Genomic DNA, 24,301 nt, shown 5'->3' on the forward strand with positions numbered 1-24,301 from the left:
GGCGCACCCGGCGAGCGCCTACCCAGCGCCGCGGCATGGGGGCATCACGATTCGAGAAGGGTGGCTCCGGGCCAGCCGCCTTGCCGCACGAGGCCGCGCATGACGTCCGTCAGCACCGCGCGGGCGGCCAGCGCCGCGGGAGAGAGCTCGTCTTCGTTCACGCACCGGACGGTGCTGCGGCGGAACAGGAAAGGGTCGTCGATGGGATGGGCGGAGAGCAGTTCGCGGTCGGCGCGCGCCACCGTGCCGCCGGGCTGGATCGTGGCCATGGCGTTGGATTTCACCAGGTCCATGAGTGTCGTGAGCCCGTCCACCTCCACCGCGATCCAGGGCTCCCGCCCCGCCCGCTCGAAAGCCGCCTGCACCCAGGCGCGCATGCCATGCGCCTTGCTGGTCAAGGCCAGGGGCAGCAGGGCGAGCTGCGCCATCGTGACCGGCTGGCCGTCGGGCAGGTCGAGCAGGCCGCGCCGGGCCAGCAGCAGGCCGCGCCGGGCCAGCAGGAACAGACGCTCGTCCAGGATGGGAATGGCGTTGTGGCTGTTGCCCGCGTCGTTCTGGAACAGCACGGCCAGGTCCAGCCGCCGCGCATTGAGCTGGTCGGCCAGGCTGCCCGACAGCCCCTCGACCAGGTGCAGCCGCACGTTGGGGTGCCGCTCGGCCATGGCGGCATAGTAGGGACGGGCCAGCATGTAGGCGGTGGCCGGCGCGAAACCCACGCTGACCGTGCCCGACAGGCGCGCCTCGCGCGCCGCGGCGACGGCGCTCTCGGCATGCCGCAGCGTCAATTGCGCCTGGCGCAGAAAGGCCGCGCCGGCCGCCGTCGGCACCACGCCGGTGTGGGTGCGCATCAGCAGGCGGGTGGCGAGCTCGGTTTCCAGCCGACTGATCTGCTGGCTGAGCGCCGAGGCCACCACGTTCAATTCGCGCGCGGCGCGGCCGATGCTGCCGAGTTCGGCGACGCGGACGAAATAGCGGAGTTGGCGCAGTTCCATGCGAGGGAAAGAATGGACAAGGGAACAATCGATTGTGCCGGCAAATCCGCGGCGCGGGGACAGCCTGGGCACGGGATTTTCCCGAAGACGGTCGAGCCGCATGGCGTGCTGATGCCATCGGAAACGGGCAGGGCTCCGTCAGGACTTGCGCGGCGTGCATGGAGCCCGGACCGGCATGGCGGCCGGAGTCGTCAGCGATCTGGGCCGACAATACGGCAAGACGGCGAACCCGCTCAAAGCGGAACGATTTCGCCGCCCGCCGGCGGCAGCCGGCCGCCATTTCACCGAGGAGAATTCCATGGCAGACAAGCAAAACCCCAACCACGAATTGTTCGACCAAGGTCTGCGGTTGCGCCGCGAGGTGCTGGGCGCCGGATATGTCGATGATTCGCTGGCCCGCGCGAACGATTTCATGATGGCCTTCCAGCGCATGACCACTGAATGGTGCTGGGGTTACGCCTGGGGCCGACCTGGCCTGGAGAAGAAAACCCGCAGCATGCTCAACCTGGCCATGCTGACCGCGCTCAACCGCCCGGCGGAGATCAAGCTGCACGTCAAGGGCGCGCTCAACAATGGCGTGACCCCCGACGAGATCAAGGAAATTCTGCTGCACGCCACGGTGTACTGCGGCATTCCGGCTGGCCTGGACGCTTTCAAGGTGGCAAACCAGGTGCTCGAGGAAGCGGGCGCGTTTAAGCAAGAGCAGGCATAAGCGCCGCCCCGGAGTTCGTTTGCGCCCGCAACGGAGTCGGCTGCCGCCCCCCAGGCAAGGCGGGGCGGCGCAGCGCACGCCGATTCAGGCATTTCCCCCACCTTCCCGCGCCTGCTCCAGCATTTCGCGCGCCTGCCCCGTAAGCGTGTCGAGGATGCGGTGCAGCGTCGCGCGGTCTTCGGACGACAGCGATTCTTCCAGCGATTTCTGGCGCGCCTGCGTGCCGCGCAGGCCCCGGTCCACGACCTTGAGGCCGGCCGGCGTCAGCGAAACAATGGTGCGCCGGCGGTCGGCCGCGTCCACTTCCTGGCTCAGCAGGCCGAGCTTCTCGGTCTCGAACACCGCGCGGCTGATCTGGCTCTTGTCCATATGCGAGAACCGGGCGATCTCGGAAGGCGTGGCGGGCCCCAGCCGGTGCAGGGTGATCATCGTGCGCCACTGGCGGCTGTTGAGCCCCAGCGCCTTGTTCACGGAGGCGTCCACGACCCGGGCCAGCAGTTGCGCGAGCACCGAAACCTTGAATGTAATCAGCTCTTCCACTGCGATCTTTTTTGGCATATTCTCTCACTTGCAACTATTGCAGTAGCAACAAACTACTTATAGCACGTCCTTCATTACACCGATACGGGAGACAGGGATGCAAGCCAATGCCAGAAACAGGATGCGGCGGCAATTGCTGGCCGCGCTGATCGCGCTGCCGATGGCGGCAGGCGCCCAGGCCGCGCCGGCCTGGCCCGCGCAGCCGATCAGGATCGTGGTGACGCAGGGGCCGGGGTCGGGCAGCGATGTGCTGGCCCGGCTCATCGGCCAGTATCTGGGGCAGGCCGTGGGCCAGCCGGTCATCGTGGAGAACAAGGTCGGCGGCGGGGGCGTGGTGGGCCACGAGGCGGTGCTGCGCGGCGCGCACGACGATTACACGTTCGTTTTCAGCTCGACCGCGCCGCTGTTCGTAGTGCCCTATCTGAACAAGGCCGCCACCTACCGCTACCAGGACTTCGTGCCCGTGGCGCCCGTGATGCAGGCGCCGTTCGTGGTGCTGGTGCCCAATACGGAAAGCGCGCCCAAGACGCTCAAGGACCTGATGGACAGCCTGCGCGCCAGGCCGCAGGCGTATTCGTCGGCGGGCTACGGCACCATGACGCACCTTGCCAGCCAGATGCTGCTGCAGAAGGCGGGCGTGAAAGCCACGCACGTCCCCTATAAGGGCAGCGGCGCCTCGCTCAACGACCTGATCGGGCAGCAGGTGGCGTTCTCCACCGATTCGCTGGCGGCGTCCATGCCCCTGATCAAGGCCGGGCGGCTGCGCCCGTTGGCGGTGACCAGCACGGCGCGCGAGCGCTCGCTGCCCGACGTGCCCACCCTGGCCGAGGCGGGCTATCCGGGCCTGTCCATCGCGGTGATCGGCGGGCTCTTCGCGCCCAAGACCGTCTCGCCCCAGGCCGTGGACGGCATGGCGGCCGCCATGGCCAAGGTGATGCGGAACAAGGAGGTGCGCGAGCGCTTCGCCACGCTGGAAACCGAGCCGCTGGACGTGTCGCGCCAGCAGTTCGTCTCCCTGCTGGACAAGGAGGCGCCGCGCTGGGAAGCGGTGGCGCAAACCCTGGAACCCGAGTCCGGACGATGAGCGCGGCGATGAACGGACCGACGAGCGGCCCCCCGGCCGGCGGACTGCCGCGGGTGGCGTTCGACGCCGCCCGCCGGGGCGTGCTGGACGGCGTCCGTGTGCTGGACCTGAGCCGGCTGGTGGCGGGCAATATGCTGACGCTGCAACTGGCGGATTTCGGCGCCGACGTGCTGAAGATCGAATCCGCCCGCGGCGGTGACACGCTGCGCCAGTGGACGCAGCCCCATCCTGAATGCCCGGAGGGGTACGACGGCTGGTGGCAGGTCTACGCGCGCAACAAGCGCAGTGTGGCGCTGGACCTGCGCAGCCCGCGCGCCTGTGGTCTGCTGCGCCGGCTTTGCGGCCGGGCGCAGGTGCTGGTGGAGAGCTTCCGGCCGGGCACGCTGGAGACGATGGGGCTGGACCCCGCCGTGCTGCATGCGGACAACCCGGCGCTGATCGTCGTGCGCCTGTCGGGCTGGGGGCAGACCGGCCCGTACCGCAGCCTGCCCGGCTTCGGCAGCCTGGTCGAAGGTTTTTCCGGCTTTGCCCTCAAGAGCCGCGACAGCGCCGGCGCGCCCGTGCTGCCGGGCATCGCGCTGGCGGACATGGTGGCCGGCATGAGCGGCGCGTTCGCGGTGATGGCGGCGCTGCGCGAGGTGGAGGTCAACCGCGGCAAGGGGCAGGTGATCGACCTGTCCTTGCTGGAGCCCATGCTCGCCATCATGGGGCCGGACGTGACGAACTACGCGCGCACCGGCGTCAAGCCGGCCGAGGGCGCAAAGATCGCCTCGCCGCGCGGCGCCTACCGCTGCGCCGACGGACGGTGGGTGGCCATGTCGGGCTCCACCGATGCGATGGCGCGCAAGGTGTTCGAGGCCATCGGCAAGGGCGGGCTGTATGACGATGCGCGCTATCGCACCAATGCGGCGCGGCTGGCGCACGATGCGGAGATCGACGCCATGGTGCAGGCATTCATCGCCCGGATGGATCAGTCGGCCTGCCTGGCGCATTTCCGCGCCCACGGCGTGACCGTCGGGCCCATCCACGACGCCGAAGGACTGTGCCGCGACGAGCACGTGCGCAGCCGCGGCGTGTACGTTGCGGCCGGCGACGGCGCGGACGAGGACGTCGTCATGCACGCCGTGGCGCCGCGCCTGAGCGGCACGCCGGGGGCGCTGCGCCGCCGCGCGCCGCGCCACGGCGAACATACCGGGCAGGTGCTGCGCGACCTGGGCCTGAGCCAGGAAGACATCCGGCAACTGCACGAACAGGGAGACATCAAATGCGGCTGAACGGATTGCGGTCTTTGCTGTTCGTGCCCGCTAATGCGCCGGCATTCATCGAGCGCGCGCACGAGCGCGGCGCGGACGCCGTCATCCTCGACCTGGAAGACGCCGTGCCGGCCGAGCAGAAAGAGGAAGCGCGCCAGCGCGTGGCCGGCGCTTCGCGCAAGCTGGCCGAGCGCGGCGTGCCGCTGCTGCTGCGCCTGAACGCCAACCCTCGCGCCTGGCGCGCCGACCTGGAATGCGCCGACCTGGGGGTGCTGGGCGCCGTCATGCTGCCCAAGGTGGAGACGCCGGCCCAGGTCAACGCGCTTGCCGATGCGTTGGACGAGCTGGAGCGCGCGCAGGGGCTGGCGCGGCAGATCGCCATTGCGGCCCTGATCGAATCGCCGCTGGGCGTGCTGCGCGCGCCCGAGATCGCCTGCCGCTCGCCGCGCCTGTGCGCGCTGGGCTTTGGCGCCGAGGACTACGCCGCGGCCATGTCCGTCGCCGCCGAGCCGGACAGCCTGCGCTGGGCCGCCCAGCAGGTCACTAACAGCGCCCGCGCTTTCCAGCTCGGGTGCTGGGGGCTGGCCGACAGCATCGCCAATCTGCAGGACATGCCGCGCTTCGATGCCGCGGTGCGCGAGGCGCGCAAGCTGGGCTTTACCGGCAGCGTGGCGATCCATCCGCGCCAGGTGCCCTACGTCAACCGCGGCTTCAGTCCCACCGACGCCGAACTCGACTGGGCGCGCCGCGTGGTGGCGGCCGCCTCGGCCGCGCGCCGGGAAGGCAAGGGCGTGGTGCTGGTGGACGGCAACATGGTGGATCAGCCGCTGCTGGAGCGGGCCATGCGCTGGCTGGAATGGCAGCGCGCCGCCTGAGGCGCCGGCGCGCCAGGCGGCGCGCGTGCGGCCGTCGGGCAGGCCGCGTTCCTGGCCGGGCCGGTTCCCAGCCGGGCGGAAAACGCGCCGGTGCGCATCCGCATCGAGGCGCAGACGCTGCACCAGGCGCTGTTGCAGCCGGGGCGGCAGACGCCCGTCCAGATCTATCTCCGTCCCGATTCGGGGGCCGGCATTCCGGCCCCGTTCCCTGAGCGGCGCCATGACGCCGGAACAGGCGCCGGCCCGCCGCCTCAGCCTGCGCCGCCGGCCGCTTCCCGTTCGATGGCCCGCGCAACCCCGTCCGCCAGCGCCAGCAGGTCTTGCGCATAGCTGCGCGCGACGCTGGCGGGCGCTTCGTCGGTTTGCAGGCTGAAGTTCATGACCAGGGGCGCGTGTCCCGCCGCCGGCAGCGGCGTAGCCAGCGCCACGACGCCGGGCTGCCAGGACGCCGTGCAATAGCCCGCGGTTTCGACCTGCCTGACCGCGGCGGCGATTTCGCGAGCGATGACTCGCCATGACGCGGCCCGATAGCCGGCGCCGATGTCCGCCAGCAGCCTCGAGCGAGCCGCCGCGCCCAGGCGCGCCAGATAGGCCCGCCCCAGCGAAGTGAGCTCGACGGGCACGCGCTGGCCCGCCACGATAGTGCGCAGCGAGGCGCGCCGGTTGTAGCGGATGGATTCGAGATAGACCATCTCGGCGCGGTCCGCGCTGGCCAGGCCGACGTTGAGCTTGTAGGCGCCGGACGCCTCGCGCATCAGGGGCGTGGCGGCCTTGAGCACGGGCGAGGCCGCGCGCATGGCATGCCCCAGGCTCAACACCGCCGGCGCCAGCCGGTAGGCGCGCGCCCGGGCGTCGTGTTGCAGGAATCCGCCCAGCACCAGCGTCTGCGTCAGCCGGCTCACGGTGGCCGGCGCCAGCCCGGTGCGCTCGGCCAGCTCGCCGTTTCCCAACAGATCCGTCCCTGGCCGGAACGCGCGCAGGATCTCGAGCCCGCGTTCCAGGGAGCGGTTCTGGCTGCCTTGCGCGAGGCGCGCGCCGGCCGGGGCGCGGGGGCGGGAGGCGTTCATGCAATTCCACTCCTTGGAAATGGGCCGCTGCCGTCCGCCACTTTAGCGCGTACTGTGCATGCAGCGCCAGGACGGCCCGGCGGCCGCTGGCAATGCCTCAGGAGGAACGATGGCGGAATACGAATTCATCAAGCTGGAAAGCCAGGGGGGCGTCGCGACCCTGACCCTGAACCGGCCGGAAAAGCGCAATGCGATCAGCGACGCCTTGCGGTCCGAGCTGATCGACGCGCTGGAGCGGGTGGCGCAGGACCGCGCGATCCGCGCCCTGGTGCTGACGGGCGCGGGCGCGGGGTTCTGCGCCGGCGGCGACGTGGCGGGCATGCGCGACCGCATGCAGGCGCCCGCCGGCGAAGTGGCCTTCAACGGCTGGTCGCGCCAGCAGCGCGTCCATCATGCGGTGGATCTGCTCTTCCGGATGCCCAAGCCCACGATCGCGGCCGTCAACGGCGCGGCCGCCGGCCTGGGCGCCGATATGGCGCTGAGCTGCGACTTCGTGATGGCCTCCGAGGCGGCCAGCTTCACCTGGAGCTACATCGCGCGCGGCCTGATTTCCGATGGCGGCGGCATGTACTTCCTGCCCCGCCGCGTGGGACTGCCGCGGGCGAAGGAGCTGATCTATTCGGGCCGCAAGGTGGCGGCCGACGAGGCGCTGCGGTTGGGCATCGCCGACCGCCTGGCGCCTGCCGACGAGCTGCTGGCCCGCGCCCGGGCCTGGGCGGCCGAGCTGGCGGGCGGTTCGCCCACCGCGCTGGCGCTGTCGAAATCCATTCTGGACCAGAGCTTCGAGCTGAGCGCCGCGCAGGTGTTCGCCATGGGCAGCCAGGCGCAGGGCATCTGCTACACCAGCGGCGAACACCGCGCCGCGGTCGAGGCGTTCCTGGAAAAAACGGCGCAGGCCCGCAGGGGCCGGGAAGGAGGCGGATCGTGAGCGCGCCGCACGTGCCGGACGGGCTGTGCCGCCTGCTGCGCCCGCGCAGCGTGGCGGTGGTGGGGGCCTCGGCCGATCCCGCCAAGACATCGGGGCGGCCCATAGGCTACCTGCGCGCGCATGGCTATGGCGGCAGCATTTACCCGGTCAATCCGAAGGCCGGCCGGATCGACGGGCTGCCCTGCTATCCCGACGTGGCGTCGCTGCCGCAGGCGCCCGACGTGGCGCTGGTGCTGCTGGGCGCGGACCGCGCGCAGCAGGCCGTGCGGGAGCTGGCCGGGCGAGGCGCCGGCGCCGCCATCGTGCTGGCGAGCGGCTATGCCGAAACGGGCGAGGCGGGGGCCAGGCGACAGCAGGCCCTCAAGGAGGCGGCGGGCGGCATGCGCCTGCTGGGCCCCAACACGATCGGCCTGGTCAACCTCACCGACGGCGTCACGCTCTCGGCCAGCGGCGCGCTGGCGGCGGGCGCGATGGACGGCGGAAGCATCGGCCTGGTCTCGCAGAGCGGGGGCATCCTGGGGTCGCTGCTGTCGCGCGCGGCGGCGCGGGGCATCGGCTTTTCCAAGCTGATATCCACGGGCAACGAGGTGGACCTGGAACTGGCCGACTTCGTGGAAGCGCTGGCCGACGATCCCGCCACGCGGGTCATCGCGCTCTATATGGAAACGCTGCGCAACCCGGCCGCCTTCCGCCGGGCGGCGGCCAGGGCCCGGGCGGCGGGCAAGCCCGTGGTGGCGTTCAAGGTAGGGCGCTCGGAGTCCGGCGCGCGCGCCGCCGCCTCGCACACGGGCGCGCTGGCCGGGGCCGATGCCATGTACGACGCGCTCTTCGAGGAGGCCGGCGTGTTGCGCGCGCAGACCTTCGCCGACCTGCTCGACGCGCCTGCCGCGCTGGCCGCCGGGCGCGCCATGCGCGGCAGGCGCGTCGCCATCCTGACTTCGACCGGCGGCGCCGGCACGCTCGTGGCCGACAGCCTGGGCGTGGCCGGCTTCGTTCTGCCCGCGCCGGGCGCGGAAACCGCGCGCGCCCTGCGCGAACTCCAGCAGGGCGACCACGCGGCGCTGGACCGCAATCCCATCGACGTGACGCTGGCGGGATTGCAGCCCGACCTGCTGCGCAAGGCGCTGCGCATCGTGCTCGAAAGCCGCGACTACGACGCTCTGGCGGTGGTGGTGGGGTCGTCGGCCGTGGGACAGCCTGCGCTGATGGCCGACGCGCTGCGCGATTCGCTGGCGCTGGGCGACAAGCCCGTGCTCGCCTACGTCAGCCCGCACGCGCCGCAGGCCGCCGAATTGCTGGGCCGCTACGGCATTCCCGCGTTTCACGCGCCGGAGAGCATCAGCGCCGCCCTGTCGGCCATGCGGCGCGTGGCCGAACGCGCCGAGGCCGCGCCGCGCGGCCCGGGCATCAAGGCGCCCGCGGCGTCGGCGGGCGCGCACGGTGCGCTGGACGAGGCCCAGGCCAAGGCGCTGTTCGCCCGCTTCGGCGTTCCGTCGGTGCGCGAGATCGTCGTGCGCACCGAGGACGAGGCCCGCGAAGCCGCGCGGGCGCTCGGTCCGCGCGTCGTGCTCAAGCTGCTCTCGTCCTCCATTACGCACAAGAGCGAGGTGGGCGGGGTGGCCGTCAACGTCGAGGCGGCCGGCGTCGCCGGGCGCCTGCGCGCCATGCGGGCCGAGGTGCGGCGCCACACCGGAGCGGAGCCTCCGGCATTCCTCGTGCAGGAAATGATCGAGGATGCAGAGGAAGTCATCGTGGGCCTGCACCGCGATCCGCTGGGCAGCGCCATTCTGCTCGGCATGGGAGGGGTGGTGGCCGAGCTCATCCGCGACGTCACGCTGATCATGCTGCCCGACGACGGCGCGCCGCTGTCGGAGGAACAGGTGCTGGCGGCGCTGCGCCGGCTGCGGACCTGGCCCCTGCTCGACGGCTACCGCGGGCGCGCCCGCGCCGACGTGCCGGCCCTGGTCCGGGCCGTGCTCGGGTTCGCCGACATGGCGCAGGCCCTCGGGCCGCAGATTCTCGAAGCCGAAATCAACCCCTTGTTCGTGCGCGCGGCGGGGCAGGGCGTGCGCGCCGCCGACGGCGTGGCCGTGCTGGCCGCGTCCCCGCAGACCTGATTCGAGACGCGGCGCCAGAACCGCGCTGTTCTACCCAGGAGACATGCCATGACGACACTCAAGCAATTCGCGCGCGGCGCCCGGCGGGCCGCGCTGGCGGCGTCCATGGGGGCCGCCGCGCTGCTGGCGGCCGCGCCCCAGGCCCGCGCCGCTTTTCCCGCCCGGCCGCTGCGCATCGTCGTTCCGTTCACGCCCGGCGGAGGCACCGACCTCGTGGCGCGCCAGCTTGCCAAGGGGCTCACCGACGAGCTGGGACAGGCGGTGGTCGTGGAGAACCGGCCGGGCGGCAGCACGATCATCGGCTCGGAGAACGTCGCCAAAAGCGCGCCGGACGGCTACTCCCTGCTGATGGCCACCTTCGCCCATGCCGTCAACCCGGCCATCCACGAACAGTTGCCCTACGACACGGATCGCGACTTCGATCCGGTGGCGCTCATCGGCAAGTCGCCCAACGTGCTGGTGGTGTCCGCCAAATCCCGCTTCAAGAACGTGCGCGACCTCCTCGACTACGCGCGCGCGCATCCGGGCAGGCTCACCTTCGGCTCCTATGGCAACGGCACCTCGGCCCACCTGGCCGGCGAACTGTTCAAGAGCCTGGGCCAGGCCGACATCCTGCACGTTCCGTACAAGGGCTCGGGCCCGGCGATCAACGACCTGATGGGCGGGCAGATCGACATGATCTTCTCGACCTCGGCCAGCGTCAGCGCCTACGTCAAGAGCGGGCGGCTGCGCGCGCTGGCGGTCACCACGCAAGACCCGTCGCCGTCCTATCCCGGCGTGCCGCCGGTGTCCCAGGCGGGGCTGCCCGGCTATTACGTCGATAGCTGGTACGGCATTTTCGTGCCGCACGGAACGCCGGCCGGCATCGTGCAGAAACTCAACGCCGCGATCCGGCGCGCCGTGGCGCGGCCCGAGGCCAAGGCCGCGCTCGAGATGGAGGGCCTGGCGGCGGACGTGGGAACGCCCGTTCAACTGGGCGAGTACGTGCGCACCGAGGAAGCCCGCTGGAAGCGCATCGTCAAGCAGGCCGGAATCACGGACCAGCCCTGAGGCCCGGCGAGGGGGCGGGCGCTCAGCCGCGCCTGGCGGTGCGTCCGTACTCCGCCGGGATCTTCACGTAGAACACGTCCACCGCTTCCTGCTCGATGACCTCGAACAGGCGTTCGCAGGTGGCTTCGTCCACCGCGACCATTACGCCCACGGGCTGGTCCGCGAGTTCGAAGAAATGGGCGGAATGGAAGCGTCCGTCGTGTCCGAAGCTCTCGCCCGCGCTGAAGAGCGTGCCGCCCTGCGCGCCTTGTTCCTTGGCCTGGCGCAGCAGCCATTCGGCCAGGGGCTCGCGGTCGTGGCGGCGATCCTGCTGGGTGTAGAACGTCAGCTGATAGCCTTTCATGATTGCTCCTTGCGTCGGTGTTTCGGAACGGGCGCCGCGCCCGTCATGCGGCGCGCAGCGCGGACACGGTGGCGATGCCGAGCAGGGTCATCACGAGCGACCCGACCACGTGCGTGCCGATGTGGAGGGCGAGCACGCCCAGCCGCGCCTGCTGCAGCAGCGCGACCGCTTCGGCCGAGAAGGTGGAAAACGTGGTCAGCCCGCCGCAGAAGCCCGTTACGACGAAAAGCCGCCATTGCGGCGCGATGGCGGGATGGCTGCCGAAGAAACTGATGGCCAGCCCGATGACATAGCCGCCCACCAGGTTGGCGGCCAGGGTGCCCGGCGGCAGCGAAGGCGCGAGCGCGTTGAGGGCGTTGCCCAGCGCCCAGCGCAGCAGCGCGCCGAGCATGGCGCCCACGGAAATGGCGATTACGGAACTGAACATGCGGCCGCTCCCTTAATCCGCGCACGGACGGCGGGCGGCGGCGGGAACGGAAAGCGTGTCGGGAAATCGAGGCATGGCGTCGGATCGCTGATCGGTTGGCTGATCGGGTCGCTAAGGTCGAAAAGCACGGATCCACGCGGCGGCCCGGCGAAAAAACGCCTGCGGCCCCCGGCGTGGCCAGGTGTCTGCAGGCATCATCAGCCGTCATGAAGGCGGCGGTTGGCGGAGGAATGCCATCTCCGGAGCATGCGGAGATATTATCAGCCGGCGGGAACGGGCGGCAAGAACAAAGCCTGCCTTCGCAGGCGGGCCGCGCGTTCAGTCCGCCTTCAGTCCCGCCCCGGCGATCAGCGGCTCCCACTTGCTGCGTTCGCTTCGCGCGAAGGCGGCCAGTTCCTCGGGCGAACCGCCCGCCGGTTCGTGGCCCGGTTCGAGCACGAGCCGCGCACTTCTTCCTGCGCATACGGTTTGCACGCCTCGCGGATTTCCCCGGGCGTGCAGCGGCGCGGCTCGCGCGCCCGCACTTCGCGGTATTTGCTGCCCTGTTCGCGGGCGTGGTCGCGTTCGGTGCGGAAGCGCCAGCTGTCGGCCTCGGCGGCCTTGTCGCCTTCCTGGTTGAAGAAATCCACGTGATAGACCTGCTGCACCGCCCGGCCGGCCAGGCCGTGCTCAAGCGGGTGGGCCGAGGCGCGGGAAAGGGGCGCCGCCGCACTGCCCGAGAAAGCGCGCGCCGCGTTCCCGCCGTCCCGGCTCGACGGCCCGGCGTATCGGCAGAGCGCCGCCGAAATGGGCGCCGGCCCGCGCACGGTCAAGCGCTACATGGCCGAGGCGTTCCGGCATTGTCGTGCAGCTACGGCGACGGCCGGCTGGTGTTCGCAGCCCCGGAGTACGGCCGGTTAACCCGCCCTAGCCGGCCGCCACGCCCGGCACGCCCCGCCGGATGTCGCGCGAGTATTCGTCGGGCGATCGGCTGGCCCGCGCGCGGTCGGTATAGCGGCCCGCGCGCCGGTAGGCGGCAGGGCTGTCCGCGCCTTGCAGCGCGCCCACGCGGTACAGGTACTCGGGCAGGTAGCCCGAGAGCAGCAGGCGGTAGTCCAGCGGCAGGCCGGGCACGATGCGCCGCGCCAGCTGGTACACGATGGTGGTGCAGTTGCCGGTGAGCGTGTTGTAGAAGCGCGGGCGGTCGACCAGCCGGTTGGCCGTTTCCAAGTACGAGAGAAACAGGGCGCGGGCCGCGCCCTCGGGCATGCGCACGCGGTACAGGTAGCCGTCTTCTCCGCGCACGTTGGTGCGCACGCGCAGGCTGTCTTCTTCCGTGGAGGCCAGCACCGACAGTTCGTACTGCCGGAAGAAACCGCCGATTTCCGAGAATGCGTCGCCCTGCTTGCGGCGGATTTCCACGGAGAAGACCACGTGCGCGCCGTCGGCAAAGCCGAAAGACACCATGGCGTGCGCGATGGCGGGGCGGCCCCAGTACGAGAGCGCGAGGTCCACCGACGCCAGGCGCGACAGGTCATAGACGCGGGTTTCCCAGCGCGCATCGTAGTCGGCGGCCGTGCGCCACGCGAAATTGCGCACGTTGTGCAGCGTGACGAGGTCGCCGGCCACGCTGCCGTGCGTCAGGCGCGATACCTCGGGCATCCAGCGCCGGTCGTTGGAAGGGCGCACGCCCAGCAGCCACCAGGCCAGCAAGGCCAGCAGCGCCGCGCCGAAGATCCACGCGGGCCAGGGCCGGCCCAGCGCCAGGCCGCCCAGGGCGCAGGCCGCCAGCGCCAGCCAGGCCGCGGCCAGCGCGGCGCGGGCGCGGCCTGGCCAGGGCGGCTGGAACCACAGGGCGCAGGCGCCCCAGCCCGTGGCGGCCGTGATCGCCAGCATGAGCGCGGCGCGCAGCATCATGGGCGAAGGCCCGCTCGGCCATGCCCGGGATCCCGCCGGCGGCGCAGGCAAGCGCGGGCGGCCCGCGCGCGGGCGGGCACTATCGGGCTCCTTGCGAGGACCGGGCCTCGGCATTGCGCGCCACGGCCTCGCGGTCCTGGCGCCGCCAGCCGCTGCGCAGGGCCTGCATCTGGCGCAATGCCGACTGGGCCATCTTCCACCAGCCGAACGGACGCGGATCGGCCAGCATGCTGAGGGCCCGCGCATAGTCCAGCGTCAGCCCGGGCGTCCAGGCCATGGTGAGGGCGCGCTTGCGGATCTGCGCCGCCACCCACAGCTCGGGCGTGAGCAGCAGGCGCAGCAGCGCGCCCCAGCCCGCGTCCGGGCCGTGCAGCCGGCCCACCACGCCGTCCAGCGCGGCTTCCAGGGCGCGCGACACGGAGCTGGAGCAATTGCGGTGCGTCAGGTTGTAGGTGGTGTTCTTGCGGTATTCGAGCCAGAACGCCTGCAGCTTGGCCGCGTCGTAGTTGCGGATGCGCACCTGCACCGTGGAGGGACACCATGCCTTGGACTCGGTGGGATAGTCGGGCTGGAACACGCCGGGCACGTCATTGTCGGCGGTGGCGCGCAGCAGCGATCCGAACTGCGCCGGCGAATGGTCGATTTCCTCGGCCGGATAGAGGCTCACGTAGACGCCCTCGGGAGACTCGAGCGCCGCGTGGCCGGTGGACACCACGCCGTTGACGTCCACGGCGGCGATGTAGCGGTTCACCAGCGGGTAGTTGCGCGTCTGCGCCCTGGCCGACCCGGCGGGGGTCCAGATGTGCACGGTCAGGGCGCGCTCGGATTCTGCGGGCGGGCCGTCGAAGACCTTCTGCGGCGCGCCCTCGCGCGTCGGCATGAAGTCGGGGTCGGGGTTGGCGTCCAGGGCGGGATTGGCGTCCAGCCGGCGCACGCGGTGCGCCAGCGAGAGCAGCTTGAGCCCCGAGAAAGCCAGGAACAGCCCCAGGCAGTACGGCACCGTGCCCACGTAATGCGTGGGATAGGGCTGGAAAAAGAAGATGGCGAGCAGCACCTCGGCGATGCCGGACGCGAATACGTAGCGCCAGCGCCGGTAGCGCACCACGTAGGCGGCGATGCATTGCATGAGGCCGTCCACCAGGAACAGCAGGCCGAAGATCATCGACAGCACGAAGTGCCCGTGATGGTGCCCGGCCAGGATCAGGATGCCGGCGACCAGCACGAAGATGCCCTTGGCATAGCGCAGCACCCGCTGGCCGCCCACGCCGGACTGCGCGATCGCCAGTGTGGCCATGCCCTCGACGACGAACAGCGCGGCGAAGAAGTTCAGCGGGAAATACATCGCGCCGTCCAGCGCATCGATGAACACGACGACGCCGGCCAGGAGAAAGAAGCCCCCCGCCGCATAGAGCGCGCGGGCGCGCTTGCGCAGGTAATCGACGCCAAGCAGCAAGAGAACGAGCTTTCCCATAGATCAACGCTCCGGGATGACTGTGCAGGCAGGCGGCCCGCGCGGCGGGCCCGGCCGCGGCCCTGTGGAGGCGCGGACACGTCAAAAAAATAAGGGAGCGAGCGGGATTCGTCAACGCGCAGTGCGCGGCCGCCGTTCAAGCGGCGCGGATATGGCTCCAGCCCCCGGTCTGGCGCGGCGCCAGGGACAGCACGGCGGCGCGCCGGGCCTGGGTTCCCGGCTCGGCCTGGAAGTCCTGCAGCCGGACGGTGGCTTCACGGACTGCGTGGGAAAGCGCCGCGAACTCAGAATCCGTAGAGCCGGGCCGGGTTGTCGGCCAGCACGCGCCGGCGCAGGGCGGCGTCGGGCAGCCAGGCGGCGATTTCCTCCAGCAGGCGCCCGGGCGGCACGTCGCGGTAGGGGCTCACTTCGTGCGGCGCGGCGCCGGGGGCGCGGTTGGTGTGAGGCCAGTCGCTCGCCCACAGCAGGCGGTCGGGGTTGGCCGCGGCAAAGGTCCGCGCCAGCGCCGTCACCGCGTCCGCGTCGCCGGGGCCGCCGATGCGGTATGGGGCCGACAGCTTCACATAGGCCGCGCCTTCGCGCACCAGGTCCAGGATGGCGCGCAGCTCGTGGTCATCGGGAGCGGTCTGCGCCGGCGTCATCGCGAAATGGTCGAACACCAGCGGCACGCCCAGCTTGCGCACGCGCGGCGCGGCGGCGGCGAGGGCCCGGCACGAGGCGTAGACCTGCAGGTGCCACCCCTGTCCGCGCACGCGCCCGGCCCAGGCCGACAGGAGGCGCGCCAGGGCGTCCGGGTCGCTGGCGCCGGCGCTCTCGAGGTTGACGCGCACGCCGCGCACGCCCGTGGCGTGCAGGCGGGCCAGTTCGCCGTCGTCCACTTCCGGTCCCTGCACGGCGACGCCGCGGACCGCGCCCCGCGGCTGGGCCAGGCTTTCTTCCAGCAGCCGGTTATCGACGCCGTACACGCTGGGCTGCACGATGACCGCGCGACAGGCCCAGCCGCCGCAGATGACCGTGCAGCGCCTGCACGCCGGCCGGGCCGGGCGTGTAGCGGCGCCCGGGCAGCATGGGGTATGCGTCCTGCGGCCCGATCACGTGCACGTGGCAGTCGCAGGCGCCTTCGGGTAGCGACAGTGTCATGGCCTGCTCCGGCGTCAGCGCGCAGCCAGGCGGCGCAGGAAAGCCTCGCCCGCCGCGCGCGTTCCCAGCTTGCCGCCCACGTCGGCCGTGCATTCGTGCGCGGCGATGGTGTCGGCGATGGCGGATTCGATGGCGGCGGCCGCCTCCAGGAAGCGCGGGTCGCCGCGCTTCTGGCCGTACCAGTTGAGCAGCATCGCGGCCGACAGGATTTGCGACACGGGATTGGCGAGGTCCTTGCCGGCGATGTCCGGCGCGGAACCGTGGGCCGCCTGGCCCATGGCATAGTCCTTGCCCGCGTTCAGCGACCCGCCCAGGCCCAGGCTGCCGGACAGCTCCGCCGTGAGATCGGACAGGATGTCGCCGAACATGTTGGTGGTGACGATGACGTCAAAGCGCTGCGGCGCGCGCACCACGTGGGCCATCATGGCGTCCACGATGACGTCGTCCACGGCCACTTCGGGAAATTCCCGCGCCACCGCGTGGCACATCTCGATGAACATGCCGTCTCCGCGCTTGAGCACATTGGCCTTGTGCACGATGGTCACGCGCTTGCGGCGCGTCATGGCCAGTTCGAACGCCGAGCGCGCGATGCGCTCGCAGCAGTGGCGGGTGATGCGGCGCAGCGACACGACCACGTCCGGCGTGATGAGCAGCTCGCTGTTGCCGGACTCGATGTTGCGGTCGGCGTAGAAGCCCTCGGTGTTCTCGCGCACCACCACCAGGTCGAATTCGCCCAGGCGCGCCGTCATGCCGGGGTAGGTGCGGGCCGGGCGGCGAGCCTGCGCAGCGCCGCCACGGAATCCAGCTTGAGGTTCTTTGCCGTGACGATGAGCAGCGGCCCGCGTCCCAGCATGGCCACGGGCGCGAACGATTTCTGCACGTCGTATTGCGGCGAGAGGCCGGCGGCCGCATTGGTCACGAAGGTCGAGGTCGCGAACAGCAGGGTGTAGCCGTCGGGCCGGGCGTTGGCCACGAAATTCGCGCCGATGGACCCGCCGCCGCCGCCCCGGTTTTCCACCACCACCGGCTGCCCCAGCCGTTCGGACAGGGTGCGGGCGAGGTCGCGCGCGATGCTGTCCGTGCCGCCGCCGGCGGCAAAAGGCACGACCAGCGTCACCGGCCGGGCGGGAAAGTCCTGCGCCGCATGCGCGGGGGCGCAGATCGCGGGCACGAGCAGGGCCAGCCCCGGCAGCCAGCGCCACCGGGGGAGCTTCATGAACTTCGGCATGGATTTGTCTCCGTTATGCGCCGCTTATCCCTGGCGCAGCATCTTCAGTCGTTCCAGCAGGGCCTGGTGGATGTGGTGCCGGGCCGCCGCCTCCGCCGCCGCGGGGTCTCGGGCGCGGATGGCGTCGACGATGGCCTGGTGTTCGGTATTCGAGACGCGCGCGCGCGCCGGCTCGGCCAGCGTGCTGCGGCCCAGCAGATAGGTCGTGCCGGTGAGAGATTGCAGCGAGCGCAGCAGGTAGCGGTTGTGGGCGGCCGCATAAATCGCCTGATGGAAACGCAGATTCTGGGCCACCGGGTCGCCGCCGTCTCCCTCGTCGAGTATCGCCTGCATGTGCAGGATCTCCACGTCGGACGCATGGCGGGCGGCCAGGCCGGCGGCGGCGCTTTCCAGCACCTCGCGCATGGCGTAGAGCTCGCCGACTTCCTGCTGGTCCATGGTGGTGATGACCAGGCCGCGGCCCGGCTGGTGGGTGATCAGCCCCTCGTCCTGGATACGCTTGAGCGCCTCGCGCACCGGCGTGCGGCCCATGGACAGCAACGACGCGACCTCCGTCTCCCGCAGGCGGTCCGCGGGCGTGAAGACGCCGGCAAGGATGCGGCGCTTGATTTCGTTGTAAGCCGCGTGCGACCGGGAATTGGCTTTGGAGATAGGCATGGGCTGACCGCGTTGTTTTTGCATATTTTTGTATACAAAAAACTCCGGCCACAACCGGGAACGGAAAGCCGGAGCCGGAATATCCGCTTCCCCGATCCGGTCTGCAAAGGTTCTCCCGCCGGGACAATTGCTGATTCGCCGGCGCGCGGGGGCCGGCGGCGCGCGGTCCGTACTAGAATCCGGCCATGCATATGCACCGGCGCCCGATGTCCAGGCATGGCAGCCTGCCCTGGCGGATCCTGATCTGCCTGGCGGTCTGCGCGCTTGCCTTGCGCGCCGCGATTCCCGGCGGCTTCATGGCCGCGCCGTCTTCTTCCCCCCTCGCGCTCGCGCTGTGCACGGCGGCCGGGCCCGGCATCGTCAAGCTCGACTTGCCCGGCAAGGCCGGCGACGTCCATGCCGCCGATCACTGCGTGTTCGGCGCGGTCGCGTCGCACGCGGTGCTGCCCGACGCCGGGCTCGCGCCGCGCCTGGGCGCCCGGCCGGCCCATGCGGCGCCGGCGCGGGCGGCCTACCGCGCCGCGCCGGCGCTGCCTCCCCTCGGCCCGCCGCTGGGCCCGCGCGCTCCTCCCGTTCCGCTCGCCTGACGACGTTCCCGGACGCTTCGGCGCGTCCGGCCATTTTTCTTCCGGGCGCGAGCGTCCGGAGTTGCGACTACGGAGCACGGCGTGAACAGACGACGCCTTTTGCTGGCCGCCCTGCTGGGCGCGCCGCTGGCCGCATGCTCATCGCGCGATGAGCTGCACGGCCTGAACGGAACCGATATTTCCGGCAGCGGCATCGGCCGCGACTTTTCCCTCATGGGCGCCGACGGGCGGCGCCACCGCCTGGCCGACTATCGCGGCAAGGCGGTGATGGTGTTCTTCGGCTTCACCCAATGTCCCGACGTGTGCCCCACGGCGATGGCGCGCGCCGTGGAGATCCGCGGGAAGCTGGGCGCGGACGCCGCGCGGCTGCAGGTGATCTTCATCACCGTGGATCCCGAGCGCGACACGCCCGAGGTGCTGCAGGCCTATGTGCGGGCGTTCGACCCCGCGTTTCTCGGCCTCTACGGCACGGCCGGGGAAACCCGCCAGACGGCGCAGGCGTTCCGGGTCTATTACCAGAAGGTGCCGACCGGCAGCTCGTACACCATGGACCACACGGCGCTGAGCTACGTGTACGACACGCAGGGGCGGCCGCGCGTGGCCTTGAAGCACACGCAATCCGCCGAGGACTGCGCCGCCGACATCCGGAAAGTTCTGGCGCTGGACGGAGCGGCCCGGCGCTGATTTCCGCAATTCGCGCGAGCCATCCCGGCGCGCGCATTCTTTTCAGGAGAACTCATGACATTCCTCTACAAACCGATGGGCGCGCTGGCGCTGTGGGCCGTTTGCGCGGCGGCGCAGGCCCAGGTCAGCGTGGAAAACGCCTGGGTGCGGGCCACCGTGCCCGGCCAGAAATCCACCGGCGCGTTCATGACGCTGCGTTCGGCGTCCGACGCGCGCCTGGTCGCGGCGCAGTCCGACGCCGCGCGCGCCGCCGAGGTCCATGAAATGAAGATGGAAGGCGACGTCATGCGCATGCGCGAAGTGCAGAGCGTGGCGCTGCCGGCCGGGCAAACGGTGGAACTCAAGCCGGGCGGCTATCACATCATGCTGCTGGACCTCGGCAGGCAGATCGTCGAAGGGGAAACGGTTCCGCTGACGCTGGTCATCGAAACCGCCGGCCGCCGCGAAACGCTGCGCGTACAGGCGCAGGCGCGTCCGCTGGCCTCGGCGGCCCGGCCGGCAGCGCACGGGCACGGCGCGCACTGAGGCGCTCGGCGGTCAGCAGGGCGCGACCCGCAGAAAGGGCCAGCGATCCAGCCAGCCCTTTGCCTGCCAGCGCGCTTCGAAAACCGCCCGCTTCGCGCCGAGAAAACGCGGCGTCGGCCGGATCACGCCATCGAAAAGATCGCGCAGGCCGAAAGGCGCAAGCACCTCCAGGCCGTGGTCCGGCGACAGCCGCACCGCCACCGCGGTGGCGGTCTCGGGCCACCCCGCGAGGGCCTGCAGGCTGCAGGCGTATGGGGCGTCGCCGTTGCGCGCGTGCATGCGGCCCTGGTTCTTCACCGACCATTGCGCCCGGGGCGCCGCGCGCGCCAGCCGCCGTTCCAGCGCCAGATCCCGCGCCGGGCACGCGCGCCGCGGGTCGTGCCAGATCACGTCGATGTCTTCCGGCAGCGGCGAGGGCCGCCCCGCCAGGCTGTCCCATACGGCGGCGCGCACGAAGCCGGCGCCGATCCAGGCGTCGGGCAGCTTCAGGTCGCGCACGTGCCCGAGCAGGCGCAGGCGCTGCGCGTCCGCGCGCATGAGGTCGGCGAGCCGGCGTTCGAGGTCGGAAGGCATGGGGCGGGGCCGTTGTTGTCGACGCAGGCATTAAACCGTAAAGTGGGCCAGCCCCATATGGGCCAGCCCCGTATGGGCCAGCCATCCCACTCCGAGGAAATCATGACGCAAGACCTGCCATCCACTCCGCTCGCCGTGGACCCGGCCTGGATCGACGAATACGGCCACATGAATGCCGCGCACTATGTCGGCATCTTCGACCGCGTCGGTTTCGAGCTGCTGCGGCAGGTCGGCGTGGGCCTGGACTACACCGAAGCCACGCGCTGCGGCATCTACACCATGAACATCCACGTGGCCTATCTGCGCGAGGTGCTGGCCGGGGATCCGCTGGCGCTGCGCATCCGCCTGCTGGAGGCCGACGACAAGCGGCTGCTCTGCCTGATGGAACTGACGCAGACCCGCGACGGCTACCTGGCCGCCACCATGGAGCAGCTTTCGCTGCACGTGGACCTGCAGACGCGGCGCGCCAAACCCTTCCCGCCGGACCTGGCGGCGCGCCTGGCGCAGACCGTGGCGGCGCACGCGCGGCATCCCCTGCCGCAAGGGTATCGCCGCCTGCTGCCGCTGAAAGCCCCGCGTTGAGGCGGATGCCGGCCCGCTCCTGCTGTCCTTCACGACCTCCATCCAGCCGGCCCGCCGGGCCGGGGCGCAGGCCGCGAGCACCGTGCTGTGCGAAAGCCGGGTGTCGATATCGCTGGGCACCGCGGTCCTCCTGCTGCAACGCCAGGGCGGCGCCGCGCAGCAGAGAAGTCTGGCCGCGCGGGTGGGCATCAATGCCGCCGCCATGGTGCGTGTGCTCGACCAGGGCGAGGCCATGGGCATTCTTGCGCGCCGGGACGCCCCGGACAACCGCCGCAGCAAGACCGTGGTCCTGCTGCCGCCCGGCAGGACGCTGGCCAGGCGCCTGCAGAAATCGCCGCAGGCGCTGCGAAAGGAACTGCTCGGAGACGTGCCGCCGCGCGACATCGAAACCGCGCTCAGGGTAATACGCCTTTTCGAGGCGCGCGCGCAAGCCTTCCGCGCCGCAGACAAGGGCGATCCTTGAGCGCGGCGCCGGCCCGGGCGGGGGATCGGCCCGGCACACCGCCATGGCTTGAGGGCTCGCGACCCAGGAAGCCGTCGGCATGAACGGCGCAGGGCCGCTTCCGGTTCCGGGAGCGGCCGGTTTTCAGTTGTTCAGGCGGGCCGGCCGCGCCGGGCGACCCGGCCGATCTTCAGGAGCACGCCTGCCTCTTCACCTCGGAAGCGGAGGCGGGCAAAGGCTGGATTTTGCGCAACGCCGCCTCGTCGGCCCAGGTGCGGCCGCGCCCTGGCTAGCGCGTGCGTGCGCAAGCCAGGGCGGCAACGGCCAGCATCAGCGCGGCGGCGCCGTACATCCACGATGCCGGCATCACCGGCAGCAGCAGGCCCGCGGCCAGCGGCCCCGTGCCCGCGCCGATGTCGCGCCAGACCGAGCGCGCCGCCAGCGCCCGCACGCGGTCGGGGCCGGGATGCCGCCGCGCCACGATGGGCGGCAGGAGCGGCAACTGCAGCGCGCGCAGGATCACGATGGCCAGCGCGCAGCTTCCCAGCCAGCCGTGGCCGAAGCCCGCCAGCGCGAGCGAGGTCAGCAGCGACAACACCACCAGCAGCCGCTCGGCGCCCCAGGCGCCGGCCATGCGCCCGCCCACCGGGCTGAGGACGATCTCGGCCCCGTAGCGCAGCGCCATCAGCGTACCGGCCGCCGCCACGGCGTTGCCGGGCAGCAGGTCGCGCCCGAGGTACGACAGGCCGATCACGAACAGCCCGTCCAGCGTGAAGCCTTCCAGGAACGACCAGGTGTCCAGCGCGTTCGGCAGCCGCTGGCGCGGCCGTCCGGCCGCCGCCGCCGCTGGATGCGGCAGGGCGGGCAGGCGGCGCGCGGCCAGCCAGCCGGCGAGCGCGAGCGCCGCCAGCGCCACGAAAATCGGCCGCGGGCCCGCGGCCTGGGCCAGCAGCGCGCCGGCCGGCAGACCTACGAGCGGCCCCAGCGCGATATAGGCGCGCGAGCGCCCCGACCGCGCCGCCGCGCCTTCGGCCGCCGAGGTCGCCAGCACCTGGGTGGAGAGATTCAGCGCCGCGAACGACAGGCCCCAAACCAGCCGCAGCGGCAGCAGCGCCCAGAAACCGGACAGCGTCGCGTAGCCCAGCGCGCACAGCGCCGCCGCCGCCACGGCCAGCGTACAGGTGATCCGGTCGCCCCGCCGCGCGTAGAACCGCGCCACCCAGCCATAGCCCGCGATCCGCACCAGCCGGTTGGCCGCCAGCAGCATGCCGGCCTCGGCCAGCGTGACGCCGAACGCGTCGTGGAACATCGGCAGCAACAGATACAGCACCGTGTCGCCGGGCAGGGCGGCGGCCAGGGCCATGGCCCCGTGCCGCGAATCGCGGTCGGCATCGCGCGGCGCGGCGCAAGCAGGCCGCGGCTCGGCGGCCTGGGAGGTCAGTGTCGTCATGGGCCGATATGCTGCGCCGGCCCGCGCACCCCGACAAACGATATCGCCGCCGCGTTACGTGTGAGAAAATCTCACGCATGTCCGCCCACCTGCCGCCATTGCACGCCGTGCGCGCCTTCGTCGCCGCCGCCCGCCACCTGAGCTTCACCCGCGCGGCGGCCGAACTCCATGTCACCCACGGCGCCGTCAGCCGGCAGATACGCGGCCTGGAAGCGCACCTGGGCGTGGCGCTCTTCGAGCGCCGCGTGCGCCAGGTGGCGCTTACGCCGGAAGGGCTGGCGTTCTATGGCGAAGCTTCGGCGGCGCTGGCGCAGATCGGCGCGGCGGCCGCGTCCCTCATGGCGCGCGCGCCGGTCCGGGCGGTGCGCATCAATGTGCGGCCCTCGTTCGCCGTGCGCTGGCTCATCCCGCGCCTGCCGGATTTCGTCGCGCGCCATCCCGGCATCGAGCCCCAGGTCGTCACCACCACGGCCGCGCCTGCCAAGGCCGCCGAACGCTACGACGTGGCCATCCGGCGCGGCGTGCAGGGCTGGCCGCCCGGCGTGCAGGTGAGGCCGTTCCTGCAGGACGAGGCGCTGGTCGTGGGCGCGCCCGCGCTCTTGCGGGACGCGGCGCCGCGCACTCCGGCCGACCTGGCGCCCCGGGTGCTGCTCTCGGCCCGCTCGCGCAAGTCGGACTGGGACGACTGGCTGCGCGCCGCCGGCATGCCGCGCCTGCGCCCCGCGGGCCGGCTCCAGTTCGACCACCTGCACCTCGTGCTGCAGGCCGCCGTGGACGGCCTCGGCCTGGCCGTTGCCCCGCGCTCGCTGCTCTCGCACGATCTGGAACAGGGCCGCCTCGTCTCGCCGCTGCCGCAGTGGCGCCTGCCCCTGGAACGCTACTACTACTGCCTCGATCCCGGCGCCGGTCCCGAGGCGCAGTTCTTCGCCCGCTGGCTGGAAGACGTGCGGGCGTCGGAGGCGACCGCCCGGTCGTAGCCGCACAGGCCGCGCGTCTCGCTCCGGCGCTTGCAGACGGCTGTGCCGTGTGAGGCGCGACGGAGAAAATCAACGCCGCCGTAGCCGTCCCGTGCCGTTGAATCCGGTTCCGCGCAATTCCTTCGAGCTGCGCGCCATACTTCCGCGCGACCGACTCGCTTGCCAGATTTCCGGCTGCGGCAACGATTTCGACCCGCTTCATGCCAGGTACGTCGAAGGCACAGGGCACCAGCGCCCGCACCGCGCGGGAGGCAATGCCCTGGCGTTGCGCCGATTGTTTGACCCAATAGCCCAGATTGCAGACAAGATTCCGCCGGTCAATCGCGTTCAGCGCCGCGCCGCCCAGCAATTCGCCCGTTGTTTTCGAGAATATGCCCAGCTCGACAGCCGTCTTGGCGCGCTTGCTTGCCCGGCATTGCTTGAACCACGCAAGGGCGTCCGCTTTCGAGAACGAGGCGGTGCGCCATGGCATCCAGCGGCCCACGGTATTCACCGATTCCCGCGCCGCGCAAGCGAAATCAGCAGCGTCGCCAGGGCGAAAACCGCGAAGAACCCGTTCGTCGAACACCATCGATGGCATTGTCCACCTCTGCGACGGTCAAGAGCCCGATGATGCAGACTCGACGCCGGATATCGCGGGGCCAGATTCGACTTCCCTATTGCCGGGCAATGCCGTGCGGCGGCGTCGGCCCGCGCATCCG

At 71.3% G+C, this 24,301-nt stretch carries 28 protein-coding genes, 1 pseudogene and 1 riboswitch; of the genes and pseudogenes, 13 read left to right on the forward strand and 16 right to left on the reverse strand.

Annotation, left to right across the window (positions count from 1 at the left end; translation table 11 throughout):
• Positions 1-44: 44 nt before the first annotated feature.
• Entirely contained in the window at positions 45-992 is a 948-nt protein-coding gene (locus NGJ44_RS02650) for a LysR family transcriptional regulator (protein WP_251863023.1), read from the reverse strand.
• A 298-nt stretch (positions 993-1,290) separates the two neighbouring features.
• On the opposite strand from NGJ44_RS02650, the gene NGJ44_RS02655 reads away from it, so the two are divergent.
• Entirely contained in the window at positions 1,291-1,704 is a 414-nt protein-coding gene (locus NGJ44_RS02655; RefSeq protein ID WP_053245944.1) for a carboxymuconolactone decarboxylase family protein, read from the forward strand.
• A gap of 84 nt (positions 1,705-1,788) precedes the next feature.
• Here the strand turns inward: NGJ44_RS02655 and NGJ44_RS02660 are convergent, their stop codons facing one another.
• A complete protein-coding gene (locus NGJ44_RS02660; RefSeq protein WP_053245935.1) occupies positions 1,789-2,262 on the reverse strand; it encodes a MarR family winged helix-turn-helix transcriptional regulator in 474 nt (157 codons plus the stop codon).
• A gap of 79 nt (positions 2,263-2,341) precedes the next feature.
• Between NGJ44_RS02660 and NGJ44_RS02665 the strand changes: the two genes are divergently transcribed.
• From NGJ44_RS02665 to NGJ44_RS02675, 3 genes are read left to right on the forward strand one after another with little or no spacing between them, the layout of a single operon-like run.
• Positions 2,342-3,328 (forward strand): tripartite tricarboxylate transporter substrate binding protein, encoded by a 987-nt coding sequence (locus tag NGJ44_RS02665; protein ID WP_251863024.1) that lies wholly within the window; start codon positions 2,342-2,344, stop codon positions 3,326-3,328.
• Positions 3,329-3,336: 8 nt separating this feature from the next.
• Positions 3,337-4,602: a CaiB/BaiF CoA transferase family protein gene (locus NGJ44_RS02670; protein ID WP_251863025.1), complete on the forward strand. Its 1,266-nt coding sequence runs from the start codon at positions 3,337-3,339 to the stop codon at positions 4,600-4,602.
• Positions 4,593-5,456: an HpcH/HpaI aldolase/citrate lyase family protein gene (locus NGJ44_RS02675; protein ID WP_251863026.1), complete on the forward strand. Its 864-nt coding sequence runs from the start codon at positions 4,593-4,595 to the stop codon at positions 5,454-5,456. Before NGJ44_RS02670 ends, NGJ44_RS02675 begins: the two co-directional genes overlap by 10 nt.
• A 251-nt stretch (positions 5,457-5,707) precedes the next feature.
• Here the strand turns inward: NGJ44_RS02675 and NGJ44_RS02680 are convergent, their stop codons facing one another.
• Positions 5,708-6,523 (reverse strand): IclR family transcriptional regulator, encoded by an 816-nt coding sequence (locus NGJ44_RS02680; RefSeq protein WP_251863027.1) that lies wholly within the window; start codon positions 6,521-6,523, stop codon positions 5,708-5,710.
• A 109-nt stretch (positions 6,524-6,632) separates the two neighbouring features.
• Between NGJ44_RS02680 and NGJ44_RS02685 the strand changes: the two genes are divergently transcribed.
• Genes NGJ44_RS02685 through NGJ44_RS02695 form a run of 3 tightly spaced genes read left to right on the forward strand, consistent with a single transcriptional unit; the run spans position 6,633 to position 10,618 of the window.
• Positions 6,633-7,451: an enoyl-CoA hydratase/isomerase family protein gene (locus NGJ44_RS02685; protein ID WP_251863028.1), complete on the forward strand. Its 819-nt coding sequence runs from the start codon at positions 6,633-6,635 to the stop codon at positions 7,449-7,451.
• On the forward strand, positions 7,448-9,568 hold the full coding sequence (locus tag NGJ44_RS02690; protein WP_251863029.1) for an acetate--CoA ligase family protein: 2,121 nt from the start codon (positions 7,448-7,450) through the stop codon (positions 9,566-9,568). Before NGJ44_RS02685 ends, NGJ44_RS02690 begins: the two co-directional genes overlap by 4 nt.
• Before the next feature lie 48 nt (positions 9,569-9,616).
• Complete coding sequence (locus NGJ44_RS02695) at positions 9,617-10,618, forward strand: tripartite tricarboxylate transporter substrate binding protein (protein WP_502802098.1); 1,002 nt, start codon at positions 9,617-9,619, stop codon at positions 10,616-10,618.
• Between the two features lie 22 nt (positions 10,619-10,640).
• On the opposite strand, the gene NGJ44_RS02700 is transcribed toward NGJ44_RS02695, so the two are convergent.
• The 10 genes from NGJ44_RS02700 to NGJ44_RS02745 form a co-directional block, all read right to left on the reverse strand.
• Positions 10,641-10,961 (reverse strand): DUF190 domain-containing protein, encoded by a 321-nt coding sequence (locus NGJ44_RS02700; RefSeq protein ID WP_251863030.1) that lies wholly within the window; start codon positions 10,959-10,961, stop codon positions 10,641-10,643.
• Positions 10,962-11,004: 43 nt separating this feature from the next.
• Positions 11,005-11,388, reverse strand: coding sequence for a fluoride efflux transporter CrcB (gene crcB / locus NGJ44_RS02705; RefSeq protein WP_251863031.1), 384 nt, complete (start codon positions 11,386-11,388; stop codon positions 11,005-11,007).
• Between the two features lie 181 nt (positions 11,389-11,569).
• Positions 11,570-11,638, reverse strand: a riboswitch (Fluoride riboswitch).
• 97 nt (positions 11,639-11,735) lie between these two features.
• Positions 11,736-12,017: a hypothetical protein gene (locus tag NGJ44_RS02710; RefSeq protein ID WP_251863032.1), complete on the reverse strand. Its 282-nt coding sequence runs from the start codon at positions 12,015-12,017 to the stop codon at positions 11,736-11,738.
• Between the two features lie 277 nt (positions 12,018-12,294).
• Positions 12,295-13,284 (reverse strand): Lnb N-terminal periplasmic domain-containing protein, encoded by a 990-nt coding sequence (locus tag NGJ44_RS02715; protein WP_502802099.1) that lies wholly within the window; start codon positions 13,282-13,284, stop codon positions 12,295-12,297.
• Between the two features lie 79 nt (positions 13,285-13,363).
• A complete protein-coding gene (locus NGJ44_RS02720; RefSeq protein ID WP_251863033.1) occupies positions 13,364-14,755 on the reverse strand; it encodes an HdeD family acid-resistance protein in 1,392 nt (463 codons plus the stop codon).
• Positions 14,756-15,039: 284 nt separating this feature from the next.
• Entirely contained in the window at positions 15,040-15,720 is a 681-nt protein-coding gene (locus tag NGJ44_RS02725) for an amidohydrolase family protein (protein ID WP_251863034.1), read from the reverse strand.
• On the reverse strand, positions 15,704-15,895 hold the full coding sequence (locus NGJ44_RS02730; protein ID WP_251863035.1) for a hypothetical protein: 192 nt from the start codon (positions 15,893-15,895) through the stop codon (positions 15,704-15,706). The genes NGJ44_RS02725 and NGJ44_RS02730 overlap by 17 nt, the downstream gene beginning before the upstream one ends.
• A gap of 14 nt (positions 15,896-15,909) precedes the next feature.
• Positions 15,910-16,644: an isocitrate/isopropylmalate family dehydrogenase gene (locus tag NGJ44_RS02735; RefSeq protein ID WP_251863036.1), complete on the reverse strand. Its 735-nt coding sequence runs from the start codon at positions 16,642-16,644 to the stop codon at positions 15,910-15,912.
• Positions 16,641-17,123, reverse strand: a complete 483-nt coding sequence (locus NGJ44_RS02740) for a Bug family tripartite tricarboxylate transporter substrate binding protein (RefSeq protein WP_502802100.1) — start codon at positions 17,121-17,123, stop codon at positions 16,641-16,643. Before NGJ44_RS02740 ends, NGJ44_RS02735 begins: the two co-directional genes overlap by 4 nt.
• Positions 17,124-17,147: 24 nt before the next feature.
• Positions 17,148-17,780 (reverse strand): GntR family transcriptional regulator, encoded by a 633-nt coding sequence (locus NGJ44_RS02745; RefSeq protein WP_251863037.1) that lies wholly within the window; start codon positions 17,778-17,780, stop codon positions 17,148-17,150.
• Positions 17,781-17,965: 185 nt separating this feature from the next.
• Here NGJ44_RS02745 and NGJ44_RS02750 point away from each other — a divergent pair, with 185 nt between their 5' ends.
• The 3 genes from NGJ44_RS02750 to NGJ44_RS02760 all read left to right on the forward strand — a co-directional run bounded on the left by NGJ44_RS02750 (position 17,966) and on the right by NGJ44_RS02760 (position 19,576).
• Entirely contained in the window at positions 17,966-18,367 is a 402-nt protein-coding gene (locus NGJ44_RS02750) for a DUF2946 family protein (protein ID WP_251863038.1), read from the forward strand.
• Positions 18,368-18,448: 81 nt separating this feature from the next.
• Entirely contained in the window at positions 18,449-19,051 is a 603-nt protein-coding gene (locus tag NGJ44_RS02755) for an SCO family protein (protein WP_251863039.1), read from the forward strand.
• A gap of 54 nt (positions 19,052-19,105) precedes the next feature.
• On the forward strand, positions 19,106-19,576 hold the full coding sequence (locus NGJ44_RS02760; protein ID WP_251863040.1) for a copper chaperone PCu(A)C: 471 nt from the start codon (positions 19,106-19,108) through the stop codon (positions 19,574-19,576).
• A 12-nt stretch (positions 19,577-19,588) separates the two neighbouring features.
• On the opposite strand, the gene NGJ44_RS02765 is transcribed toward NGJ44_RS02760, so the two are convergent.
• Positions 19,589-20,149, reverse strand: a complete 561-nt coding sequence (locus NGJ44_RS02765) for a nucleotidyltransferase family protein (protein WP_251863041.1) — start codon at positions 20,147-20,149, stop codon at positions 19,589-19,591.
• Positions 20,150-20,251: 102 nt separating this feature from the next.
• Here NGJ44_RS02765 and NGJ44_RS02770 point away from each other — a divergent pair, with 102 nt between their 5' ends.
• A complete protein-coding gene (locus NGJ44_RS02770) occupies positions 20,252-20,731 on the forward strand; it encodes a thioesterase family protein (RefSeq protein ID WP_251863042.1) in 480 nt (159 codons plus the stop codon).
• 82 nt (positions 20,732-20,813) lie between these two features.
• A complete protein-coding gene (locus NGJ44_RS02775) occupies positions 20,814-21,194 on the forward strand; it encodes a MarR family winged helix-turn-helix transcriptional regulator (protein WP_251863043.1) in 381 nt (126 codons plus the stop codon).
• A 268-nt stretch (positions 21,195-21,462) separates the two neighbouring features.
• Here the strand turns inward: NGJ44_RS02775 and NGJ44_RS02780 are convergent, their stop codons facing one another.
• The gene (locus NGJ44_RS02780) at positions 21,463-22,623 is read right to left on the reverse strand and encodes an MFS transporter (protein WP_251863044.1); all 1,161 of its coding nucleotides are present in this window, start codon (positions 22,621-22,623) and stop codon (positions 21,463-21,465) included.
• A gap of 77 nt (positions 22,624-22,700) precedes the next feature.
• Between NGJ44_RS02780 and NGJ44_RS02785 the strand changes: the two genes are divergently transcribed.
• The gene (locus tag NGJ44_RS02785; protein WP_251863045.1) at positions 22,701-23,600 is read left to right on the forward strand and encodes a LysR substrate-binding domain-containing protein; all 900 of its coding nucleotides are present in this window, start codon (positions 22,701-22,703) and stop codon (positions 23,598-23,600) included.
• A gap of 139 nt (positions 23,601-23,739) precedes the next feature.
• Here the strand turns inward: NGJ44_RS02785 and NGJ44_RS02790 are convergent.
• A pseudogene (locus NGJ44_RS02790) lies at positions 23,740-24,180 on the reverse strand (GNAT family N-acetyltransferase); the annotation flags it as partial.
• Positions 24,181-24,301 lie beyond the last annotated feature (121 nt).

The organism is Achromobacter sp. Marseille-Q4962 (assembly GCF_943737005.1).
In the GTDB taxonomy this organism is placed as follows: domain Bacteria; phylum Pseudomonadota; class Gammaproteobacteria; order Burkholderiales; family Burkholderiaceae_B; genus Achromobacter.

Coding starts and splice junctions, on each gene's coding strand:
- NGJ44_RS02760 (WP_251863040.1), top strand. CDS start 19,106: ATGACATTCCTCTACAAACCGATGGGCGCGCTGGCGCTGTGGGCCGTT.
- NGJ44_RS02655 (WP_053245944.1), top strand. CDS start 1,291: ATGGCAGACAAGCAAAACCCCAACCACGAATTGTTCGACCAAGGTCTG.
- NGJ44_RS02660 (WP_053245935.1), bottom strand. CDS start 2,262: ATGCCAAAAAAGATCGCAGTGGAAGAGCTGATTACATTCAAGGTTTCG.
- NGJ44_RS02650 (WP_251863023.1), bottom strand. CDS start 992: ATGGAACTGCGCCAACTCCGCTATTTCGTCCGCGTCGCCGAACTCGGC.
- NGJ44_RS02770 (WP_251863042.1), top strand. CDS start 20,252: ATGACGCAAGACCTGCCATCCACTCCGCTCGCCGTGGACCCGGCCTGG.
- NGJ44_RS02745 (WP_251863037.1), bottom strand. CDS start 17,780: ATGCCTATCTCCAAAGCCAATTCCCGGTCGCACGCGGCTTACAACGAA.
- NGJ44_RS02765 (WP_251863041.1), bottom strand. CDS start 20,149: ATGCCTTCCGACCTCGAACGCCGGCTCGCCGACCTCATGCGCGCGGAC.
- crcB (WP_251863031.1), bottom strand. CDS start 11,388: ATGTTCAGTTCCGTAATCGCCATTTCCGTGGGCGCCATGCTCGGCGCG.
- NGJ44_RS02785 (WP_251863045.1), top strand. CDS start 22,701: ATGTCCGCCCACCTGCCGCCATTGCACGCCGTGCGCGCCTTCGTCGCC.
- NGJ44_RS02680 (WP_251863027.1), bottom strand. CDS start 6,523: ATGAACGCCTCCCGCCCCCGCGCCCCGGCCGGCGCGCGCCTCGCGCAA.
- NGJ44_RS02750 (WP_251863038.1), top strand. CDS start 17,966: ATGCATATGCACCGGCGCCCGATGTCCAGGCATGGCAGCCTGCCCTGG.
- NGJ44_RS02700 (WP_251863030.1), bottom strand. CDS start 10,961: ATGAAAGGCTATCAGCTGACGTTCTACACCCAGCAGGATCGCCGCCAC.
- NGJ44_RS02665 (WP_251863024.1), top strand. CDS start 2,342: ATGCAAGCCAATGCCAGAAACAGGATGCGGCGGCAATTGCTGGCCGCG.
- NGJ44_RS02740 (WP_502802100.1), bottom strand. CDS start 17,123: ATGCCGAAGTTCATGAAGCTCCCCCGGTGGCGCTGGCTGCCGGGGCTG.
- NGJ44_RS02715 (WP_502802099.1), bottom strand. CDS start 13,284: ATGATGCTGCGCGCCGCGCTCATGCTGGCGATCACGGCCGCCACGGGC.
- NGJ44_RS02675 (WP_251863026.1), top strand. CDS start 4,593: ATGCGGCTGAACGGATTGCGGTCTTTGCTGTTCGTGCCCGCTAATGCG.
- NGJ44_RS02685 (WP_251863028.1), top strand. CDS start 6,633: ATGGCGGAATACGAATTCATCAAGCTGGAAAGCCAGGGGGGCGTCGCG.
- NGJ44_RS02720 (WP_251863033.1), bottom strand. CDS start 14,755: ATGGGAAAGCTCGTTCTCTTGCTGCTTGGCGTCGATTACCTGCGCAAG.
- NGJ44_RS02670 (WP_251863025.1), top strand. CDS start 3,337: ATGAACGGACCGACGAGCGGCCCCCCGGCCGGCGGACTGCCGCGGGTG.
- NGJ44_RS02730 (WP_251863035.1), bottom strand. CDS start 15,895: ATGACACTGTCGCTACCCGAAGGCGCCTGCGACTGCCACGTGCACGTG.
- NGJ44_RS02695 (WP_502802098.1), top strand. CDS start 9,617: ATGACGACACTCAAGCAATTCGCGCGCGGCGCCCGGCGGGCCGCGCTG.
- NGJ44_RS02735 (WP_251863036.1), bottom strand. CDS start 16,644: ATGACGGCGCGCCTGGGCGAATTCGACCTGGTGGTGGTGCGCGAGAAC.
- NGJ44_RS02780 (WP_251863044.1), bottom strand. CDS start 22,623: ATGACGACACTGACCTCCCAGGCCGCCGAGCCGCGGCCTGCTTGCGCC.